General features: G+C 72.9%; 16 protein-coding genes. 5 read left to right on the forward strand and 11 right to left on the reverse strand.

The window, feature by feature from the left end; translation table 11 throughout:
• Both H288_RS32835 and H288_RS36305 read left to right on the forward strand, forming a co-directional pair.
• On the forward strand, positions 1-1,605 hold a 1,605-nt coding region (locus H288_RS32835; protein ID WP_020095493.1), incomplete at its 5' end, for a glycosyltransferase.
• Complete coding sequence (locus tag H288_RS36305; protein ID WP_020095494.1) at positions 1,602-2,321, forward strand: CatB-related O-acetyltransferase; 720 nt, start codon at positions 1,602-1,604, stop codon at positions 2,319-2,321. The genes H288_RS32835 and H288_RS36305, both read left to right, overlap by 4 nt.
• A 45-nt stretch (positions 2,322-2,366) precedes the next feature.
• Here the strand turns inward: H288_RS36305 and H288_RS0125945 are convergent, their stop codons facing one another.
• From H288_RS0125945 to uvrA, 7 genes are all read right to left on the reverse strand, one after another.
• Positions 2,367-3,569: a Zn-dependent hydrolase gene (locus tag H288_RS0125945; protein WP_020095495.1), complete on the reverse strand. Its 1,203-nt coding sequence runs from the start codon at positions 3,567-3,569 to the stop codon at positions 2,367-2,369.
• 101 nt (positions 3,570-3,670) lie between these two features.
• Complete coding sequence (gene trmFO, locus H288_RS0125950; protein ID WP_020095496.1) at positions 3,671-5,134, reverse strand: methylenetetrahydrofolate--tRNA-(uracil(54)-C(5))-methyltransferase (FADH(2)-oxidizing) TrmFO; 1,464 nt, start codon at positions 5,132-5,134, stop codon at positions 3,671-3,673.
• A 90-nt stretch (positions 5,135-5,224) separates the two neighbouring features.
• Positions 5,225-5,371, reverse strand: coding sequence for a DUF1127 domain-containing protein (locus H288_RS34265; RefSeq protein WP_020095497.1), 147 nt, complete (start codon positions 5,369-5,371; stop codon positions 5,225-5,227).
• A 283-nt stretch (positions 5,372-5,654) separates the two neighbouring features.
• Positions 5,655-5,924, reverse strand: coding sequence for a hypothetical protein (locus H288_RS0125960; protein WP_020095498.1), 270 nt, complete (start codon positions 5,922-5,924; stop codon positions 5,655-5,657).
• 166 nt (positions 5,925-6,090) lie between these two features.
• On the reverse strand, positions 6,091-7,065 hold the full coding sequence (locus tag H288_RS0125965) for a S1C family serine protease (RefSeq protein ID WP_020095499.1): 975 nt from the start codon (positions 7,063-7,065) through the stop codon (positions 6,091-6,093).
• Between the two features lie 272 nt (positions 7,066-7,337).
• Positions 7,338-8,318 carry a transporter gene (locus H288_RS0125970; RefSeq protein ID WP_020095500.1) on the reverse strand — a complete coding sequence of 327 codons (981 nt, stop codon included), beginning with the start codon at positions 8,316-8,318 and terminating at the stop codon, positions 7,338-7,340.
• A gap of 637 nt (positions 8,319-8,955) precedes the next feature.
• Positions 8,956-12,084 (reverse strand): excinuclease ABC subunit UvrA, encoded by a 3,129-nt coding sequence (gene uvrA / locus H288_RS0125975; protein WP_020095501.1) that lies wholly within the window; start codon positions 12,082-12,084, stop codon positions 8,956-8,958.
• A 383-nt stretch (positions 12,085-12,467) separates the two neighbouring features.
• On the opposite strand from uvrA, the gene H288_RS0125980 reads away from it, so the two are divergent.
• On the forward strand, positions 12,468-13,646 hold the full coding sequence (locus H288_RS0125980; RefSeq protein WP_020095502.1) for an MFS transporter: 1,179 nt from the start codon (positions 12,468-12,470) through the stop codon (positions 13,644-13,646).
• Between the two features lie 4 nt (positions 13,647-13,650).
• Here H288_RS0125980 and H288_RS0125985 read toward each other — a convergent pair whose 3' ends face one another.
• Positions 13,651-14,076 carry a cupin domain-containing protein gene (locus H288_RS0125985; RefSeq protein ID WP_020095503.1) on the reverse strand — a complete coding sequence of 142 codons (426 nt, stop codon included), beginning with the start codon at positions 14,074-14,076 and terminating at the stop codon, positions 13,651-13,653.
• A 10-nt stretch (positions 14,077-14,086) separates the two neighbouring features.
• Positions 14,087-15,106, reverse strand: a complete 1,020-nt coding sequence (locus H288_RS0125990) for a zinc-binding alcohol dehydrogenase family protein (protein ID WP_020095504.1) — start codon at positions 15,104-15,106, stop codon at positions 14,087-14,089.
• A 109-nt stretch (positions 15,107-15,215) separates the two neighbouring features.
• Between H288_RS0125990 and H288_RS0125995 the strand changes: the two genes are divergently transcribed.
• Both H288_RS0125995 and H288_RS0126000 read left to right on the forward strand, forming a co-directional pair.
• On the forward strand, positions 15,216-15,575 hold the full coding sequence (locus H288_RS0125995; protein ID WP_020095505.1) for a helix-turn-helix domain-containing protein: 360 nt from the start codon (positions 15,216-15,218) through the stop codon (positions 15,573-15,575).
• A 102-nt stretch (positions 15,576-15,677) separates the two neighbouring features.
• On the forward strand, positions 15,678-17,726 hold the full coding sequence (locus H288_RS0126000) for a nitrate- and nitrite sensing domain-containing protein (RefSeq protein WP_020095506.1): 2,049 nt from the start codon (positions 15,678-15,680) through the stop codon (positions 17,724-17,726).
• Positions 17,727-18,012: 286 nt separating this feature from the next.
• Here H288_RS0126000 and H288_RS0126005 read toward each other — a convergent pair whose 3' ends face one another.
• Both H288_RS0126005 and H288_RS0126010 read right to left on the reverse strand, forming a co-directional pair.
• A complete protein-coding gene (locus H288_RS0126005; protein ID WP_026605300.1) occupies positions 18,013-18,267 on the reverse strand; it encodes a hypothetical protein in 255 nt (84 codons plus the stop codon).
• 198 nt (positions 18,268-18,465) lie between these two features.
• Entirely contained in the window at positions 18,466-19,311 is an 846-nt protein-coding gene (locus H288_RS0126010) for an RNA methyltransferase (protein WP_026605301.1), read from the reverse strand.
• Positions 19,312-19,679 lie beyond the last annotated feature (368 nt).

Here is a 19,679-nt window from a genome sequence, read left to right on the forward strand (position 1 = left end):
CTCGACCGCGTGGCCGCGCAGGTCAATCGCGGCCGCGCCGTGCCCGTGCCCACCGGCGTCGGCTTCTGCATGTACATGACCGCCGCCGCCCTCGACGCCGTCGGCGACCTCGACGCCGAGGCCTTCGGCAAGGGCTACGGCGAGGAGAACGACTGGTGCCTGCGCGCCATCAAGGCCGGCTTCGTCAACCTGCTCGCCGAGGACGTGTTCGTCCACCACGCCGGCCAGATCTCGTTCGGGCTCGACGAGGGCGGCGAGTACGACCAGGGCCAGGCGGCGCTGCTCGCCAAGCACCCCGACTACCCGGCCCGGGTCGGCCAGTTCGTCCAGGCCGATCCCGGCCGGCGCGGGCGGGCGCGGCTCGACCGGGCGCGGCTGGCCCGGCACTTCGCCGGCCGGGCGCTGCTCTACGTGACGCACAGCTGGGGCGGGGGCATCCAGCGGCACATCGACGACATGGTCGCGCTGGCCCGGGCCGAGGGCCTGAGCGTGGTGCTGCTGCAGATCGACCGGACCCGCAACCTCGAGGTCCACGTCTCGTATCGCGGCCCCGAGTTCCTGTACCTGCCCAACCTCGACAGCCTGTACCTGCCGCGCGACGCGGCGGAGCTCGCCGACTTCGTCGGGCAGCTGGCGCCGGTCCTGATCCACGTGCACTCGCTGGCGGGGCTGCGATGGGGCGCGGCGCGGGCGCTGATGGCGGTGGTGGCGGGGTCGGGGCGTCCCTACGCGTGGACGCTGCACGACTACTCGCCGGTGTGCCACCGCAACCACCTGGTGCAGCCGGACGGGCGCTACTGCGGCCTGGCGCCGGTGGCGGAGTGCCGGTCGTGCCTGGCGGTGGACGCGGACGGGTTCGAGGAGCCGGACCCGGGCGAGCGGCGGGCGGTGTTCGGGGCGTTCCTGGCGGGCGCCGCGCGGGTGTTCGCGCCGTCCTCCGACACGGCGGGCCGGATCCGGACGGTGTACCCGGACCTCGCGGTCACGGTGCGGCCGCATGTCGAGCCGGAGCGGTCGGTGCGTGACACCAGCCTCCAGCGGCCCGGCCGAATCCGCCGCGTCGCCGTGCTCGGCGCGATCAGCGCCACGAAGGGCGGCCTGTTCCTGCAGGCGCTCGCCACCGACGCGCGGGACCGCGACCTGCCGCTGCACTTCGCGATCGTGGGCTACTCGGACCCGGCCCTGGCGATCGGCCTGGAGCGCGTCGGGGTCGCCCAGACCGGGCGCTATTCCGGGGACCACGAGGCCCTGGACCTGGTCTGGCGGCTCTCGGCCGACCTCGTGCTGCTGCCGGCGATCTGGCCCGAGACCTACTCGTACGCGCTGACCCTGGCGCTGCGCACCGGCCTGCCGGTGGCGGCCTTCGACCTCGGCGCGCCGGCCGAGCGGCTGCGCGCCTACCCGAACGGGCACCTGCTCCCCGGCGCGCTGGCCACCGATCCGGCCGCCTTCAACGACCGCCTGCTCGCCATCGACGTCTCGGCCGCGGGCCGGCTCACCGTGCCGATCCGGGCCGCCACCTACGGCGACCTGATGGGCGACTATTACGGCCTGGACCCGGCGCCGGCCGGGACCGGGCACCCCAGCGACGAGGACGCCGCATGATCTCCGTCAACGAGGACATGAAGCAGGAGATGCTGCGCCGCGGCATCTCGGTGCTGCACCCGGCCCCGTTCGGCCTGCCGGAGGATTGCGTCTTCGAGCCGCCGTGCAGCATCAAGTGGATGGGCGTCGATTACTGCCTCACCATGGGGGCGTTCTCGTACGCGGTCAGCGGCTACTATTTCGGCGCCGACATCGCCCGCTACTGCTCGATCGGCGAGAGCGTCCAGGTCGGGCGCGGCAGCCACCCGGTCCAGTGCGGCTCGACCTCGCCGCTGTTCTACACGCACCACTCGGCCGTGTTCGACCGCATCGACCCGCGGGCGGAGGATTACGAGATCTCCGGCCCGTATCTCTGGCCCAAGCGCGTGCGTATCGGCAACGACGTCTATATCGGCCACGGCGCCTTCCTGATGCCCGACATCACGATCGGCGACGGGGCGGTGATCGGCGCCATGGCGGTGGTGACCAAGGACGTGCCGCCCTACGCGATCGTGGCCGGCAGCCCCGCCCGGATCGTGAAGATGCGCTTCCCGGACGCGCTGATCGAGCGCTACCTGAAGGTGCAATGGTGGCGCTACGCCTTCTGGGACCTGCGCCAGTGCTCGATCACCGACCCGGAGCGGTTCATCGACGCCGTCGAGGAGCGGATCGCCGGCGGCATGCAGGAATACCGGCCGGAGTTGATCCCGATCCAGTCGCTGGTGCCGGGCGCCTGAGGCCCGGCGCCCGCCGGAACGCGCCGGGCGCCCGGGGCGGCACGCTCAGCCCGCCAGCACCCGCGCCGCCGCGTCGCCGAGAGCCCGCACGCCGAGGGCGAGGTCGGCGTCGCTGGTATCCTCCGCCCAGTGGTGGCTGATGCCGCCGATCGAGGGCACGAACAGCATCGCGGCCGGCAGGATCCGGGCGACGTTCTGGGCGTCGTGCCCGGCCCCCGACGGCATCACCTGCCACCCGCCGGGGCAGACGCTCTCGGCCGCCTCCGAGAGGGCGCGCATCAGGGCCGGGTCGCAGGGGGCGGGGATCGCCTTGGCCAGGGCCGTCAGCGTGGCCGGGCAGCGCTCGCGCCGGTTCGAGTCCCGCACCAGCGCCTCCAGGCAGGCCTCCATCCGCTCCAGCACGGGCATCGCCACGTCGCGGAACTGGAAATACACCTCGGCCCGCCCCGGGATGATGCTGAAGCCGCCGGGATCCAGGGTGATCCGTCCCGTGGTCCAGGTGCTGCGCGGCCCGCAGACCTTCGGGAATTCCCGGTCGATCGCCGCGAGCAGCCGCACCGCCGAGAGACCCGCGTCCCGGCGCTCCGCCATGGTGGTGCCGCCCGCGTGGTCCTGGTTGCCGGCGAAGTCGATCCGGAACTGCCAGATCGCCACGATGCCGCTCACCACGCCGAGATGCAGGCCGGCGGATTCGAGCTGCGTGCCCTGCTCGATGTGCATCTCGAGGAAGCCGCGGTAGCGGTCCGGGTCGAGCCGCGTCCGGGGCAGGCCGGCGAGGCCGGCGCTCGCGAGCGCCGCGCGGAGCGGCGTGCCGTCGGTGCGGTTGCGGGCCTCGTCGATCTCGGCCTCGGTCAGGTCGCCGATCGCCGAGCGGCTGCCCAGGAAGCCCCCCGAGAAGTGCCCCTCCTCGTCCGCGAAGGCGACGACGTCGACGGGCAGCCCGGCGCGGGCCAGCGCGACCCCGGCCACGACGCCCAGCGCCCCGTCGAGCCAGCCGGCCTCGTTCTGCGTCTCGATGTGGCTGCCGACCAGCAGGTGCGGGCCCGGCCCGCGGTGGCGCCCGAGCACGTTGCCGATCCCGTCGATGGAGGCCTCCAGGCCGCAGGTCTCGAGCCGGGCCATCAGCCAGCGCCGGGATTCCATGTCGTCGGCCGAGAAGGTCGGCCGGTGGACGCCGGTGCGGAACCGGCCGATCTCGCGCAGTTCGTACAGGTCGGCCAGGAAGGCCCGGGTGTCGATCGCGGTCATGGTGAGCCCAGGCGATGAGGCCAAGTTTGAGGCCAAGTGTTGAGGCCGAGTGAGGCGGCCACGCGGAGAGGCCTCCGGCGGTGCAAGCCCCGTGCGGCCCGCTATTCCGCCGCCGCAGGTCTCGAGGCCGCGCCCTGCGCGCCACCCCGCGCATCGCCCCGCGCACCGCCCCCCGCGCCCTCCAGCCAGGCGGCGAGATCGGCCCGGGCCCGGTCGGTGAGCGCGCGCTTCTTCAGCGCCGCCTTCTCGGGCCCGCGCAGGCGCCGGCCGGTCTCGTTGCGGGGGGCCCGCTCGAGCGGCGGGAACAGGCCGAAATTCACGTTCATCGGCTGGAACGAGCGCGGGGCGTTGGCCTCCCCGTCCGCCATCAGGTGGCCGCCGGTGATGTGGGCGATGAGCGCGCCGAGGGCCGTGCTCTGGGGCAGGGGGGCGAGGGGGGCGCCGGCCGCCTCCGCGACGGCGAAGCGGCCGGCCATCAGCCCGACCGCGGCGCTCTCGACGTATCCCTCGCAGCCGGTGATCTGCCCGGCGAAGCGCAAGGTCGGACGGGCCCGCAGCCGGAGGGTGGCGTCGAGGAGGCGCGGGCTGTCGAGGTAGGTGTTGCGGTGCAGGCCGCCGAGGCGGGCGAACTCGGCCCGCTCCAGGCCGGGGATCATGCGGAAGACCCGCACCTGCTCGGCGTAGGTCAGCTTCGTCTGGAAGCCGACCATGTTGTACAGGGTGCCCAGCGCGTTGTCCTGGCGCAGCTGCACGATCGCGCAGGGCTTGACCAGCGGGTCGCGGGGATTGGTGAGCCCCACGGGCTTCATCGGCCCGTGGCGCAGCGTCTCGGGGCCGCGCTCGGCCATGACCTCGACAGGCAGGCAGCCGTCGAAATAGGGCGTGCCCTCCCACTGCTTGAACCCGATCTTCTCGCCCGCTACGAGGGCGGCCACGAAGGCGTCGTACTGCTCCCGGGTCATCGGGCAGTTGAGGTAGTCCGCGCCCGTGCCGCCGGGTCCCGGCTTGTCGTAGCGGGACTGGAACCACGCCACGTCCATGTCGATCGAGTCGCGGTGGACGATCGGCGCGATCGCGTCGAAGAAGGCCAGCGACTCGGCGCCGGTGAGCCCGCGGATGCCCTCGGCCAGCGCCGGCGCGGTGAGCGGGCCGGTGGCGACGATGCAGGGCCCCCATTCCTCCGGCGGCAGGCCCTCGACCTCCCCGCGGACGAGGGTGACGTTGGGGTGCTGCTCCAGGGCCCGGGTCACCGCGGCGGAGAAGCCCTCGCGGTCGACCGCCAGCGCCCCGCCCGCCGGCACCTGGTTGGCGTCGGCCGCCCGCATGATCAGCGAGCTCAAGGAGCGCATCTCCTGGTGCAGCAGCCCGACGGCGTTGCCCTCCGGGTCGTCCGACCGGAACGAGTTGGAGCAGACGAGCTCGGCCAGCCCGTCGGTCCGGTGCGCCTCGGTGCCGCGCACCGGGCGCATCTCGTGGATCACGGCGCGATGCCCGGCTTCGGCCACCTGCCAGGCGGCCTCGGATCCGGCGAGGCCGCCGCCGACGATGTGGATGGTCTGTGTCATGTCCGAGAATAGCGAAGGACCGCCGTCCGGATCAACGGGCGGCGGTCCTTCGAGGCATTCGTCTCGGGCGCTGTGACGCGGACGCGGGGATCAGACGCGGGCGACGCCGCGGATCTCGCTGCGGTTGATGCCGAGATCGGCAAGATCGCGGTCCGACAGGCGGGACAGCTGGGTGACGGTGTCGCGGTACCGGAGATAGGCGCGGACGCGGCTCAGGACGCTACGGGCGGCGGACATGGTGTGCTGTGACCTCTGCTCGGGCAGACGATGGCGCCCCATTGCGCATCGCTGCCTCTTGTTGGTGCAACGCACATATAATCGCGCCGCAGCGCAGCAGGAGTCGCAAGGTCAAGCACCAGACCTGCGAAAATCGCATAACCGGCTTAAGAAACCGGCAAGGTTTCCGGATGGTCATTCTTTGTGCGCATGCAGGGCGAAGAAGGTCCTTCCGCACGCGCGAAGGGCGCCCCGCCGGTCGGCGGGACGCCCTGCATGCCGTCTGACGGGCTCGGACGGGGGCTCAGTAGAACGGGCGCGGCCCGTAGAAGCCGTAGGGCCGGTAGAAGGGCCGCGGCCGGTAGTAACCGCCGTACCCGCCGTAATAGACCGGGCGCCGCCAGTAGCCGTAGGGCCGGGGGCCCCAGTTCGGCCGGCAGATGCCCCACGGATTGGGATGGAAGCCGGGGCCGCAGCCCCCGGCCGCCTCGGCAGACCCCGCGAGCCCGAGGCCGCCGGCGATCGCGGCGGCCATCACGAGCGCCTTCGCGCGCGGTGCGCTCAGAATCGTCATGACTGGATCTCCTCAACGTTTCCGGCGGATCGGGAGCCGGTCGTTCGAGATTCGGTCCCGCCACCTGAACCGTCGCTGAGCCGTAGGTTGTGTCCGGTACAGGCCCGCGACGGCGCCGCGGCAACGCCGCTCGGAGCGCGAAGGTTGCACGCTCCGGGTCGCGGGCTCAGTGCAGCGAGGGCGTGCGCAGGAACCGCTCCCGATCCCCGGAGACGAGGGCGAGCTTCACGCCGCGCCCCTCCCGGCGGATCGTGAGGGGGACCCGCACCCCGGCCTCGCCCAGGGCCCAGACGCTCCGGAACAGGGCGGCGAGGTCGGCCACCGGCTCGCCGGCCACCGCCTCGATCACGTCGCCGGCCTGGAGGCCGCCGGTCTCGGCCGGGCCGTTATCGGCGAGGCCCATCACGACGATGCCCTCCTCGCTCTCGGTGGCGTAGAGGCCGAGCCAGGGGCGGGGCGGCCGGTCGGCCCGCCCGCGCGTGGCGAGGTCCTCGAGGATCGGCGTCAGCAGATCGATGGGCACGACCATGTTGATCGGCCGCGCCGCGCCGCCGCCGCCCTGCTGCAGCTGCAGCGAGCCGATGCCCAGCAGGTCGCCCTGGGGGCCGATCAGCGCGGTCCCGCCCCAGTGCGGGTGCGCGGGGGCGGTGAACAGGGCCTCGTCGAGGACGTACTCCCAGTAGCCGGCGAATTCCTGCCGGGCCACGACCTCGACGGCGACGCAGCGCTGGCGCCCGCCCGCCCCGGCCAGCACGGCCCGGTCGCCGGTCTTCAGCCCGGCCGAGTGGCCGAGCGGGAGGGCCGGCACGCCGAGATCGCCGAGCGCCTGGACCAGGCCGAAGCCCGTGGCGGCGTCGAAGCCGAGGACGTGGCCGGGCACCGAGCGGCCGTCCCGGGTGGTGAGCCAGACGCTCTCGGCCTCGGTGACGAGGTAGCCGATGGTGAGCACCAGCCCGTCCTCGCGGATCACCACGCCGTTGCCGGCGCGCTCGGTGCCGAGCGTCTCGGCCGTGAACGCGCTGTCCGGGATCCGCGCCGACAGGGCCAGGACCGCGGAGAGCGCCCGGTCGAGGTCGTAGCCGTAATCCGCGGGCCTGGGCTGGGCCTGCGCGGGGATCTTCCACTCGCCCTGCGTCGCCATGACAATCCTTCGGCTCGTCCGCCTGCGCTCCGGTCGGCCCCGGAGCCGCGCCACCGGCACACCATAGGATGTCCGCGCCGCCCGCGTCACCCGCGGCCGGCTGCGACCCGTGGCACGGGCCCGCCCGGGGCGGCCGGGTGCGGCCCGCGGCGGCACCGGCACAAAGAAAAACCGCCCGGCGGAGCCGGGCGGCGCGCCGTCCCGGAGGACGGCCTGTCGGAGATCCGGGAGCCCCCGCCGCGCGGCGGGGAGCCCGGTGTCTCGGAAGGATCTCAGTACTTGCGGACCAGCGGCGCCGGGACCGGCGCGGCGGCCGGGGTCGGCGAGTAGAGCGGCACGATGAACCGGATCCAGCCGTCGGTGGAGTAGTTGTCGCGGGTGCGGCCGAACGCGTTGGTGTACTGCGCGCCGGTCACGACGTCGCGGGCAACGTAGGCCTGGACGGTGAAGATCTTGAAGTCGTAGCCGATGAGGCCGCCGAGGGCGAACCGGCCACGGTTCCCGGCCGCGGCGCTGGCCTGGCTGATGTCGAAGTTGTAGGTGCCGTAGGCGATCGGGCCGATCTCGAAGTTGCCGAACTTCTTGGTCGCCGTGAGGTCGAAGTTCAGGGCGTCCGACAGGCGGATCGGGCCGATGGCGGCGCCGACCTGGCCGGGGAAGCGGCCGGGCGAGTCGTAGATGTTGGCGGTCAGGTTGGCGGTGATGTTCCAGCCGTCACCCGTGTAGCTGCCGGCGATGCCGAAGCGGTAGGTGTTGGAGGAGAGCTGCGGCAGGACCGGGGTGGCCGTCGTGCCGTTCGCGGTGATGATCGAGCCGCGGTCGCCGTTCAGGTCGTTCAGGTAGGCGCCGCCGAGCAAGCTGACGCCGAAGTTGTTGCCGAGGTCGAAGGCCCAGATGCCGCCGACGAAGGTGCCGACGTTGATCGAGATGTCCTTGTTGCGCACGCCCGCCGGGTTGCGGGTGAAGGCGAACACGGTCGGGGGCGCCACGAGCAGCTCGACGCGGCCGCCGAACGGCACGAACGGGGTCGACCAGACCAGGACCGGGATGTTGACGGCCGTGTCGGGCGAGTTCGGCGCGTCGGTGCGGCGATAGGTGAACGTGTTGATCGCGTAGAGGCCTTCCGGCAGCGGCGCGCCGACGGCGAGGCCGACCTGCTCACCGGGAACCGTCGTGGTCTGCGCCTGCGCGATCGTCGAGGTCATGCCGACCGTGAGCGCGACCGTGCCGGCCGCGAGCCAGTTCTTCATCATTTTCTCATTCCTTCCCAAGGTCATACGGCGTCCGTCCCGCATTCGGCACTTCCCTGCCGGTCTGCTCGCCTATCGCGGCTGCCGGCTTCGGACCTGCCGAGCGCCCCCACGGAGCCTGCCCGTCTCAACGTCTGCGACTATTCTACAGAGACCTGCGGAAAGACAGTGGAATGCTCGCCGAAACGCCACAACCGGCCGAACCGTTGCGCAAAAGCCGCATTTTTGCGGCGATGCAACACTGTCCACAGACCCTGCTCGAACCGCGGTTTCGGCAAAATATCGTTGAACGGTCAAGCTGTTGCCGGCCCGGGCCGCGGGAGAATCCGGCAAAGGCGGGAAGGTGATCGGGCAGGCCGCCGGTCCGGGCGCGCGGGCCGGGATCCGGCTCCGAGCCGGTCGGCGGCGGGTCCGGAGCCGGATCCGGCCGCTCGAATCACCGTCCGCGGGCGCGGGGTCCGGCCGAGACCCGGCAGAAACTGCCGCGCCGGCCCGGGAGCGGGTGATCCGTCGCGTCGGACCCGCGCCCGCACTGCAGGGGCGGTGGCGGTGGCGGTGGCGGTGGCGGTGGCGCGTCCGGCACGGTCGCCGGTGCGTGCGATGCCCGCCCCCGGAAGGTCCGCCCCCCTCCGCCGCCGCGCTACTCCGCGGCGCGACCGCGGCTCGCGGGTGAGGCGGGCCGCCGCTCCAGCACCTCGCGCAGGAACCGGCCGGTATGGCTGGCCTTGGCGCGGGCGATCTCTTCCGGCGTGCCCTGCGCCACCACCCGGCCGCCGCCGTCGCCGCCCTCAGGACCCATGTCGATCACCCAGTCGGCGGTCTTGATCACTTCGAGGTTGTGCTCGATCACCACCACGGTGTTGCCCTGGTCGACCAGCTCGTGGAGCACCTCCATGAGCTTGGCGACGTCGTGGAAGTGCAGGCCGGTGGTCGGCTCGTCGAGGATGTAGAGGGTGCGGCCGGTGGCGCGCTTCGACAGCTCCTTGGAGAGCTTCACGCGCTGCGCCTCGCCCCCCGACAGGGTGGTGGCCTGCTGGCCGACATGGACGTAGTGCAGGCCGACCCGCTTCAGGGTCTCGAGCTTGTCGCGGATCGCCGGCACCGCCTTGAACAGCTCGGCCGCCTCCTCGACGGTGGAGTCGAGCACGTCGGCGATGGACTTGCCCCGGTACTTCACCTCCAGGGTCTCGCGGTCGTAGCGCTTGCCCTTGCAGACGTCGCAGGTGACGTAGACATCCGGCAGGAAGTGCATCTCGATCTTGATGACGCCGTCGCCCGAGCAGGCCTCGCAGCGCCCGCCCTTGACGTTGAACGAGAAGCGCCCGGGCTGGTAGCCCCGCGCCTTGGCCTCCGGCAGGCCCGCGAACCAGTCGCGGATCGGCGTGAAGGCGCCGATATAGGTGGCGGGGTTCGAGCGCGGCGTGCGCCCGATCGGCGACTGGTCGATGTCGATGACCTTGTCGAGGTGCTCCAGCCCCTCCAGCCGCCCGTAGGGGGCCGGGTGCTCCAGGGCGCCGTTCAGCTTCTTGGCGACGGCCTTGTAGAGGGTGTCGATCACCAGGGTGGACTTGCCGCCCCCCGAGACGCCGGTGATGCACGTGAAGGTGCCGAGCGGGATCTCGACGTCCACGTCCTTGAGATTGTTGCCCCGCGCGCCGAACAGGCCGAGCTTGCCCTTCCGGCCCTTGCGGCGGGCGGTCGGGGTGCGCACCGCCATCGCGCCGGTGAGATACTTGGCGGTGAGCGAGGCGGGGTTCGCCAGCACCTCCGCGGGGGTGCCCTGCGCGATGATCTCGCCGCCGTGGATGCCGGCGCCCGGGCCGACATCGACCACGTAATCGGCCTGCAGGATCGCGTCCTCGTCGTGCTCGACCACGATCACCGAGTTGCCGAGGTCGCGCAGGCGCTTGAGCGTGCCGAGCAGCCGCTCGTTGTCGCGCTGGTGCAGGCCGATCGAGGGCTCGTCCAGCACGTAGAGCACGCCGGTCAGGCCGGAGCCGATCTGCGAGGCGAGGCGGATGCGCTGGCTCTCGCCGCCCGAGAGCGAGCCGGAGCCGCGGGCGAGCGTCAGGTATTCCAGGCCGACATCCACCAGGAAGCTCAGCCGGTCGCGGATCTCTTTCAGGATCCGGACCGCGATCTCGTTCTGCTTCGCGGTCAGCTTCCCGGGCAGGTCCGAGAACCAGCGGTGCGCCTCGGAGACCGAGAGGGCGGTCACGTCGGCGATGTCCGCCATGGCGACCTTCACGGCCAGAGCCTCGGGCTTCAGCCGCTTGCCGCCGCAGGCGGCGCAGGGCGTCTCGCTCATGAAGCGCCCGATCTCCTCGCGCACGGCGTCCGAGTCGCTCTCCTTGTAGCGGCGCTCCAGGTTCGGGATCACGCCCTCGAAGGGCTTGTTGACCGTGTACTTGCGCAAGCCGTCGTCGTAGGCGAAGCGCACCGCCTGCTTGCCCGAGCCGTAGAGCACGATGGCGCGGGCCGTCTCCGACAGGCTCTGCCAGGGGACGCCCGTCTTGAAGCCGAAATGCTCGGCGAGCGCCTCGAGCGTCTGGCCGTAATAGGGCGAGGTCGACTTCGCCCAGGGGCCGACCGCGCCGCGCTTCAGGCTTAAGCCAGGGTCGGAGATCACCAGCTCGGGATCGATCCGCATCTCGTGGCCGATGCCGCTGCAGGTCGGGCAGGCGCCGAACGGGTTGTTGAACGAGAACAGCCGCGGCTCGATCTCCGCGATGGTGAAGCCCGAGACCGGGCAGGCGAAGCGCGACGAGAAGGTGACGGTCCGCGGCGCCTCGCCCTCGGGGGCGTCGGCGAACACGATCTCGGCGACGCCGTCGGCGAGTTCCAGCGCGGTCTCGAAGGACTCGGCCAGCCGCGAGCCGATATCGGCCCGGACCACGATCCGGTCCACCACCACGTCGATGTCGTGCTTGAACTTCTTGTCGAGCTTGGGCACATCGTCGATGGCGTAGTATTCGCCGTTCACGCGCAGCCGCTGGAAGCCTTTCTTCTGATATTCGGCGATCTCCTTGCGGTACTCGCCCTTCCGCCCGCGGACCACGGGCGCCAGCAGGTAGAGCCGGGTCTTCTCCGGCAGCTCCAGCACCCGGTCGACCATCTGCTGGACGGTCTGGCTCTCGATCGGCAGGCCGGTGGCCGGCGAGTAGGGGATGCCGACCCGCGCCCAGAGCAGGCGCATGTAGTCGTAGATCTCGGTCACCGTCCCCACGGTCGAGCGGGGGTTCTTCGAGGTGGTCTTCTGCTCGATCGAGATCGCCGGCGACAGCCCGTCGATCTGGTCGACGTCGGGCTTGGACATCATCTCCAGGAACTGGCGGGCATAGGCCGAGAGCGACTCGACGTAGCGGCGCTGCCCCTCCGCGTAGATCGTGTCGAAGGCGAGCGACGACTTGCCCGAGCCCGAGAGCCCGGTGAAGACCACGAGCTTGTCCCGCGGGATGGTCAGGTCGACGTTCTTGAGATTGTGCTCCCGGGCGCCGCGGATCGCGATGACCCGCCGGTCCTCGACGGGGGCCGGCGCGGCGTCGAACAGGGCCTCCAGCTTGGCGTCGATGGCGGCTTCGTTCCGCGCGCCGGGGGAGCTGGATTTCGCGCGAACCGGCTTGGACTCGGGCGCCTTGGACTGGGGCGCCTTGGCCGTCGCCGGGGCTTTCGGAGCCGTCTTGGAAGGCGCTTTGGCGGCAGCTTTCGGTGCGGCTTGGGCAGCACCGACGCGGCTTGCGGCACGACTTCCAGCTTGGGCTTTGGCCATGAGGGCGGCGGTCTTTCGAGGCGTCGACCGAGGCATCGACGAAATCGGACGGATTCGCGCGCGGGCCAGCCGCCGCTCCGGCTCATGTCGAGCCCGAGGGGGCCCGCGGCAAGATGCGGCCGGCGGGACGCAGGCCCGTCATGCGCCGCCCTTGCTAGAACGAAACGCGTACGTCGGCAACCGCTCGGTGAACGCGCGACCGTCTTCGCGAGCGCAGCGAAGCGATGACGCGGTGGAGCCAGCGGCCGCGATCGGAGTCCGGTGGCCCCAGCTTCGCCGTAGCTCGATTCGCCAAACCTTGGCCCACCTTCGGTGTTGCACCGCGGGCGCCGAGATCCACGTCGCCGTATCCCGCCCTCAGATCCACATCCCGACAGGTATCGATGCCAGCATGCGACGCGACCGATCCGGCCGCCCTCCGCGGTTCCGACGACCGCACGGCCACCCAGCAGCGCCTGTCCACGCGGCTGCTGTTCCTGATCGTGGGCATCGCCAACGCCACCTGGGCGCCCCTGGTGCCGCTGGTGAAGGACCGCGCCGGCCTCGACGCGGCGGGGCTCGGCCTGCTGCTCCTCACCTTCGGCGTCGGCTCGATCCTGGCGATGCCGAGCGCCGGGGCCGCGGCCGCGCGGCTCGGCTTCCGGCCGGTCCTGCTCGCCGGCACGCTCGCGATCGGCCTCGCCCTGCCGGTGCTGGCCGTGGGCTCCGGGCTCGTGCCGCTCACCGGGGCGCTGCTGCTGTTCGGGGCCGGGATGGGGGCGGTGGACTGCGTCATGAACCTGCAGGCCGTCGCGGTGGAGCGCGCCGCCGGGCGCCCGATGATGTCGGGCTTCCACGGCCTCTACAGCCTCGGCTGCATCCTGGGGGCGCTGCTGGCCAGCGTCCTGATGGGCACCGGCCTGGGCGCCGGCTGGAGCGTGCTGATCCTGGTCGCCGGCATCGTGGCCCTGTTCGCGGCCGCCTGGCCGGGCATCCTTCCGGCCGGCGGGACAGGGGGAAGCGGCGGGCCCGCCTTCGCGCTGCCCCGCGGCCCGGTGCTGGTACTGGGCCTGCTCTGCTTCGTGGTGTTCCTGACCGAGGGCTCGGCCCTCGACTGGAGCGCGGTGTTCCTGATCCAGCAGCGCGGGCTCGATCCGGCCTGGGCGGCGCTCGGCTACGCCTCCTTCTCGGTCACCATGACGGCCGGCCGGCTCGGCGGGGATGCGATCGTGGCCCGCCTCGGCCGGCGGCCCGTGGTGATCCTCGGCGGCCTGCTGGCGGCGGCCGGCCTCGCGCTCTCGGTCGTCATCCTGGCCTGGGAGGCGGCGCTCGCCGGCTACGCCCTGGTCGGGGCGGGCTGCGCCAACATCGTCCCGGTCCTGTTCACGGCGGCGGGGCGCCAGACCGCGATGCCCGCGCGCGTGGCGGTGCCGGCGGTGACGACGCTGGGCTATGCCGGGGTGCTGGCGGGGCCCGCGCTGATCGGCTTCGCCGCGCAGGCGCTCGGCCTGCCCGCGTCCCTGCTGATCGTGGCGGCGCTGCTCCTCGGCGTGGCGGCGGCCGGCCGGTCCCTGCGGGTGTGACCCCTCACGCCTCGGCGTTGCGCGCCATGAAGGTGGCGGGCGTCCCGTCCTCCGGGTTCACGAAGACGATGTCGGTCGGCGCCCGCCGGGGCGTGTCGATCGACAGGAACACCACCGGGTCCCCGGGCTCGAGCACCGGCATCGCGTGGACCGTGCCCTTCTCGAAGAACAGGAGCTGGCCCGGGCCGAACGCCGTCTCGGCGGCCGGATCGCCCAGCCAGACCCGGCCCCGGCCCGAGAGGCAGTAGAGGTACTCGTCGCAGGTGGCGTGATAGTGCGGCGGGGTCGGCCGGTAGATCCGGAACACCCGGGCGCTCGCCGCCTCCCGGTCGGTCAGGTAGGTGTCGACCAGGAGGGTCTCGGCGCTGTCGGGCAGACCCGCCGCCAGCGCCGTCACGTCGAAGAGGCCGGTCCCCGCCGCGTCCGCCATCACGTCCTCCTCAATCGGAAAACCCTTCGAGCACGATCTTCCCCCTGGCGCGCCCGCTCTCGACCAGCGCGTGGGCGCGCCGCAGGTTCGCGGCGTCGATCCGCCCGTAATGCTCCCCCAGGGTGGTGCGCAGGCGCCTGGAATCAACGAGGCGGGATATCTCGTCGAGGAGCGCCCCCTGGGCGGCGATGTCGGCGGTGGCGAACATCGAGCGGGTGAACATGAACTCCCAGTGCAGCGACAGGCTCTTGCGCTTGAGGAGCCCGACGTCGAGGCGCTCCGGATCGTCGATCAGGGCGAGGCGGCCCTGCGGGGCGATCAGCTCCACGATCGCGGCGAGGTGGGCGTCGGTGTTGGTCGTGGAGAAGACGAGACCCGGCGCGCCGATCCCCAGGGCCGCCACCTCCGCCGCCAGGGATCTGGAATGGTCGACCACGTGGTGGGCGCCGAGGTCGCGGCACCAGGCCGCCGTCTCAGGCCGCGACGCGGTGGCGATCACGGTGAGGTCGGTGAGTTCCCGGGCGAGCTGGATCGCCACCGAGCCGACGCCCCCCGCGCCGCCGACGATCAGGATCGCCGGGGCCGCGCCCGGCACCGGCTTGTCCACGTCGAGCCGGTCGAACAGGGTCTCCCAGGCGGTGATCGCGGTGAGCGGCAGGGCGGCGGCCTGCGCCCAGTCGAGGCTCTCCGGCTTGTGCCCGACGATGCGGGCATCGACGCAATGGTATTCGGCGTTCGTCCCCGGCCGGGTGAGGTCGCCCGCGTAGAACACCGCGTCGCCCGCGGCGAAACCCTGGACCTCCGCGCCGGCGGCGACGACGGTGCCGGCCGCGTCCCAGCCGAGCACCTTGGTGCCGCCTTCCTCCGGCTCGGCCCGCCGCCGGACCTTGGTGTCGACCGGGTTCACCGAGACCGCCTCGACCTTCACCAGCAGGTCGCGCGGGCCGGGCTCGGGCTGGGGCAGGTCGAGGTCGACCAGGGCCTCGGGATCGGTGATCGGCAGGGACTTGCGGTAGCCGACGGCGCGCATGGTGATCTCCTCGGAGTGTCGCCGCAGGAGATGCCGCCCGCCTTCACGGGCCGCAAGTACGCACATAAAACGCCACTAGTGCCGGAAATGATACCGTCGGAGACAGCCCATGCCCCGCACCCGCCGCCACACGGGCGCCTGCAGCCCCGGCTGCGCCGTCGAGGCGACGCTCCGGCTCATCGACGGCAAGTGGAAGGGCGTGATCCTCTACCACCTGCTGGAGGGGACCCTGCGCTTCAACGAGATCCGGCGGCGCCTCGCCAGCGTGACCCAGCGCATGCTCACCAACCAGCTGCGCGAAATGGAAGCCGACGGCCTGATCACCCGGACGGTCTACGCCGAGGTTCCTCCGAAGGTGGAATACAGCCTGACCGAGCGGGGGCGGTCCCTCGATCCGGTCATCCGCGCGCTGAAGACCTGGGGTGATCTGCACGCGGAATTGGCAGATACGACTCAAAACGCCGCCTGATTGGGCAAACCGGTGCCGAATATGGGCGCGACCACATAACCGGATCTTTATGACTTGGCCGGAAGGTGGCGCATCTCCCGCCGGACGGTTCCAGAACTTCCGATGCCGATCCTCGCCTCGCTCCGCGCCCGCATCCTGGCGGTGGCGCTCGCCCCGTGCCTCGCCTTCGCGGGGGCGGCGGGCCTCGCCGTGTCGGACCAGTGGGCGCGCCGCGCCGAGATGGGCCGGGTGGAGGGCCTGGTCGGCCTCGCCTCCCGGATCAGCGCCTTCGTGCACGAGGCCCAGCGGGAGCGCGGCGCCTCGAGCCTGTTCCTGGGCGCGAAGGGCGCGCAGTTCGGCCCGGAACTGGCGGCCCAGCGCGTGCGCACCGACGCGGCCCTCGCCGGGCTTCCCGAGGCCATGAAGGCCGCGACGGGCTTCGGGCCGGTCTTCCAGGCGCGCGGTGAGGGCTTCGCGCGGGCGCTGACCGGGCTGGCCGCGCAGCGCCGGGCGGTCGACGCCCTGACGGCGGCCCCGCCGCAGGCCGTGGCCTACTACACGGGCCTGATCGGGGAGGGGCTCGGCCTGGTGCGGGCCATGGGCGGCGCGATCGACGAGGCCGGCCTCGCCGCCCGGGCGAACGCCTACGCGGCCTTCCTGGCGCTGAAGGAGGCCGCCGGCCAGGAGCGGGCCGCCGCCTCGGCGGTCTTCGCCTCCGGCACCCTCGACCTCGCGGCCGCCCGCCGCCTCGCGACCCTCGCGGCCGACCAGGCGGCCTATGCCGGCCTGTTCCGGGCCGGCGCCGAAGCGGGGCAGGCGAGCCTGCTCGACGCCGCGGAGGCGACCGAGCCGTCCCGCGCGGTCGCCCGCCTGCGCGCGGGCGTGCAGGAGACGATGCCGGGGACGCCCCCGGCCTTCCGCGACGCGCCGGGGTGGTTCCGCCTCGCCTCGCAGCGGATCGACGCCCTCAAGGGCGTGGAGGATCGGCTCACCGCCGACCTGGTGGCGGCCGCGGGGGCGGCGCACGCCCGCGCCGAGCGGATGCTGGCCCTCTGGGCCGCCGGCGGGCTCGCCCTGTTCGCCCTCTCGGCCGGCCTCGCGGTCTGGCTCGGCACGGCCATCGCCCGGCCGCTCTCCCGGATGGCCGGGGTGCTGACCGCGATCGGCCGGGACGCGGGCACGGCCGACCTGACCATCCCGACCGGCGGGCCGCGCGAGGTCCGGGCGATCGCCGCGGCCGCCCTGGCGTTCCGCGACAGCGTCGCCGAGCGCCGGGCGGCCCGGGCCGCGCAGGAGCGGCTCGCCGCCGAGACCGCGGCGGCCCAGCGCGCGGCCGCCCTCGGCCTCGCCGACAGCTTCGAGCGCCAGGTCGGCGGGATCGTCGAGGCCGTCTCGGCGGCGGCGGCCCAGCTGGAGGCCTCCGCGCACGGGATGGCGCGGGCCGCCCAGGACACGACCGATCTGAGTCGGGCGGTGGCGGTGTCGGCCGATTCGGCCGCCCGCTCGGCCGACACGGTGGCGGCGGCCACCGAGGAGCTCACCGCCTCGGTCCGGGAGATCGGCGTGCAGGTCGGGTCCTCGGCGGACCTCGCGGCGAACGCCACGCGGAGCGCCGACGGCATGGCCGGAGAAGTCCACCGCCTCGCCCAGGCGGCCGGCAGCATCGGGGAGATCGTCGCGATCATCTCGCAGATCGCCGGCCAGACCAACCTGCTGGCGCTCAACGCCACCATCGAGGCGGCCCGCGCCGGGGAGGCCGGCCGCGGCTTCGCGGTGGTGGCCGCCGAGGTCAAGACGCTCGCGGAGCAGACCGCCAGGGCCACCGAGGAGATCGCCGGCAAGGTCGCGGAGATCACCGGATCGACCGAGGCCTCGGTCCGGTCGATCGGCGGCATCACGGCGGTGATCCGCGACCTCGCGCGGATCGGCGCCGAGATCGCCGCCATGGTCGAGCAGCAGGGCGCGGCCACCGCGGAGATCGCCCGGACCACCGCGCAGACCTCGCAGGACACACGCGGCGTCTCGGGCCACATGGCGGGTGTCGGCGCGGCGGCCGGCACGGCGAGCCAGGGCTCCGCCCAGGTGCTGCGGGCGGCGGCCGACCTGTCCCGGCAGGCGGGCGACCTGCGCGGCGCCGTCGAAGGCTTCCTGGCCCGGGTCCGCGCGGCCTGAAGAGAGGCTTCCGGCGGGTCGAGCCCCCTGGCGGTGTCGGGAACCGTCTCGGCGCCAGGCGGCCCGGGGAACCGATGACGGGCTTGCGGCCGCCACGACACGCCGCGCTCCCTGGGCGGCACGGCGATCCAGGGCTTCGAGGCCGAACGAGCCCACCGCCACGAAGGCCCCGCGCCGGCCGCGAGAGGGCACGGGGACGGTGCACGCCCGAAACCCCGGGGCTTCAGCGCGGGATCCGGGCCGGATCGCCTCCGGGTTTCCGGCCCCGTCGGGAATCAGTCGAGAATCAGTCGGGAATCGCGAAGCCGATCGACAGACACAGGGCCGCGACGGCCGTCAGGGCCATGGCGGCCTGACGGACCTGACGCCAGCGCGCGCTGCGCGCGCGCTCCTCCGGGCTGGCGCCGAGCTGGAGCTCGTCGTCGAAGCCCGTCACGAAGGATTCGAAGCTCGGGAAGGCGCGCCGCGCGAGCCAGATCCACACGCCGACGGCGATCAGGCCGAGGACCCAGCCGCCGTAGGTAAACGCATCGTCCAACATCCGGCGCAGCCCTCGAGACGACGCCCCCCTCGCGACTTATTCTACGGGAAGTTGCGAAGATTGCCTAGGCGGAAGAAGGGCTTCCGGTGGCGGTTCCGTGTTTCCGAACGTGTCTCGCCGGGACCGATCGGGTGCCGGTCCGGCCGCGTCCCCGTCGCGCGTCCGTCACGGCCCCGGCGGGTTCCTGTCGCTCCCCTGTCAGTCTCTCGCGCGGCCGAGGGCGTAGAGGGTGATAGCGGCGGCGTTCGAGACGTTGAGGCTGCGGATCGCGCCCGAGAAGGGGATCCGGGCCAGGACGTCGCAGCAGCCCCGGGTCCGCTCGCGCAGGCCCTTGCCCTCGGCACCCAGCACGATCACCAGCGGCCGCGCGATCGTCAGCACGTCGAGGCTCTCGGGCGCGTCCGAATCGAGGCCGACCCGGGTGAAGCCGCGCTCGCCCAGGGCGATCAGGGCCTCGGCGAGGTTCCGGACGGTCACGAAGGGCACGTGCTCCAGGCCGCCGGAGGCGGATTTCGCCAGGACTCCAGTGGCGCCCGGCGCGTGGCGCGCCGTGGTGACGATCCCGGCGACCCCGAAGGCCGCGGCGGTGCGCACGATCGCCCCGACATTGTGCGGGTCCGTGATCTGGTCGAGCGCCAGCAGCAGCGCGTCGGCGGGCAGGTCGTCGAGGCCGGGCGCGGGCAGGGGCTCGGCCTCCAGGTACAGGCCCTGGTGGACGGCGTCCGGGCCGAGCAGGCGGCCGATGTCGCTCGGCCGCACCAGTTCCGGGGTGATCCGCACGGCGCCGCCGAACTCGGCCTCCAGGCGCGCGGCCGCGTTCTCGGTGGCGAGCAGCCGGTGCAGGCCGCGCTGGGCGTTGCCCAGGGCCTGCACCACGGGATGCCACCCGTAGAGCACGGTCGGCCCGTCGCCGCCCTCCTCCCACGGGCGGGACGCCCCGCCCGGGCGACCTCCGGACCGGGGGGCGGGGCGCCGGGGCCCGTGCGGGCGGGGCCGGGCGGGGCGTCCGCCGGGCGGCCGGGCGTCGTCGCGGCGATCCGTCATCGGGCCGCGATCGGCGAAGGGGCCCTGGGTCGGGCGAGGCTGGGTCGGGCGAGGCTGGGCCAGACGAATTCGGGCAAGGGGGGCATCGGCGCGCTCTTCTCTGAGGGCCCTGTCGGAAGGAGCCGAGAAACCGGGCGGCATCGCGCGCGTCAAGCCGGCATCACACCGGGAACTGCCGGCAGCCCTCGGGGATCCAGGGCCAGGACGATCGACGGAGCGCGCCGGCACGGCACCGGATTCCGTCGCCGACCCGTCAAGTCGGGACGGTCGCCCCGCGTAGGAATGTGGAAAACGAACTCATATTCCCTTTGTGACCTGTGCATGTGCGGGCGCGACACGGTCGTTCGTCAGAACGAACGGGCTGGTTC

The organism is Methylobacterium sp. 285MFTsu5.1, from assembly GCF_000383455.1.
Taxonomy (GTDB): domain Bacteria; phylum Pseudomonadota; class Alphaproteobacteria; order Rhizobiales; family Beijerinckiaceae; genus Methylobacterium.

Coding starts and splice junctions, on each gene's coding strand:
- H288_RS0125995 (WP_020095505.1), top strand. CDS start 15,216: ATGCCCCGCACCCGCCGCCACACGGGCGCCTGCAGCCCCGGCTGCGCC.
- H288_RS0126010 (WP_026605301.1), bottom strand. CDS start 19,311: ATGACGGATCGCCGCGACGACGCCCGGCCGCCCGGCGGACGCCCCGCC.
- H288_RS0125985 (WP_020095503.1), bottom strand. CDS start 14,076: ATGGCGGACGCGGCGGGGACCGGCCTCTTCGACGTGACGGCGCTGGCG.
- H288_RS0126000 (WP_020095506.1), top strand. CDS start 15,678: ATGCCGATCCTCGCCTCGCTCCGCGCCCGCATCCTGGCGGTGGCGCTC.
- trmFO (WP_020095496.1), bottom strand. CDS start 5,134: ATGACACAGACCATCCACATCGTCGGCGGCGGCCTCGCCGGATCCGAG.
- H288_RS0126005 (WP_026605300.1), bottom strand. CDS start 18,267: ATGTTGGACGATGCGTTTACCTACGGCGGCTGGGTCCTCGGCCTGATC.
- H288_RS36305 (WP_020095494.1), top strand. CDS start 1,602: ATGATCTCCGTCAACGAGGACATGAAGCAGGAGATGCTGCGCCGCGGC.
- H288_RS34265 (WP_020095497.1), bottom strand. CDS start 5,371: ATGTCCGCCGCCCGTAGCGTCCTGAGCCGCGTCCGCGCCTATCTCCGG.
- H288_RS0125945 (WP_020095495.1), bottom strand. CDS start 3,569: ATGACCGCGATCGACACCCGGGCCTTCCTGGCCGACCTGTACGAACTG.
- H288_RS0125990 (WP_020095504.1), bottom strand. CDS start 15,106: ATGCGCGCCGTCGGCTACCGCAAGTCCCTGCCGATCACCGATCCCGAG.
- H288_RS0125960 (WP_020095498.1), bottom strand. CDS start 5,924: ATGACGATTCTGAGCGCACCGCGCGCGAAGGCGCTCGTGATGGCCGCC.
- H288_RS0125980 (WP_020095502.1), top strand. CDS start 12,468: ATGCCAGCATGCGACGCGACCGATCCGGCCGCCCTCCGCGGTTCCGAC.
- H288_RS0125970 (WP_020095500.1), bottom strand. CDS start 8,318: ATGATGAAGAACTGGCTCGCGGCCGGCACGGTCGCGCTCACGGTCGGC.
- uvrA (WP_020095501.1), bottom strand. CDS start 12,084: ATGGCCAAAGCCCAAGCTGGAAGTCGTGCCGCAAGCCGCGTCGGTGCT.
- H288_RS0125965 (WP_020095499.1), bottom strand. CDS start 7,065: ATGGCGACGCAGGGCGAGTGGAAGATCCCCGCGCAGGCCCAGCCCAGG.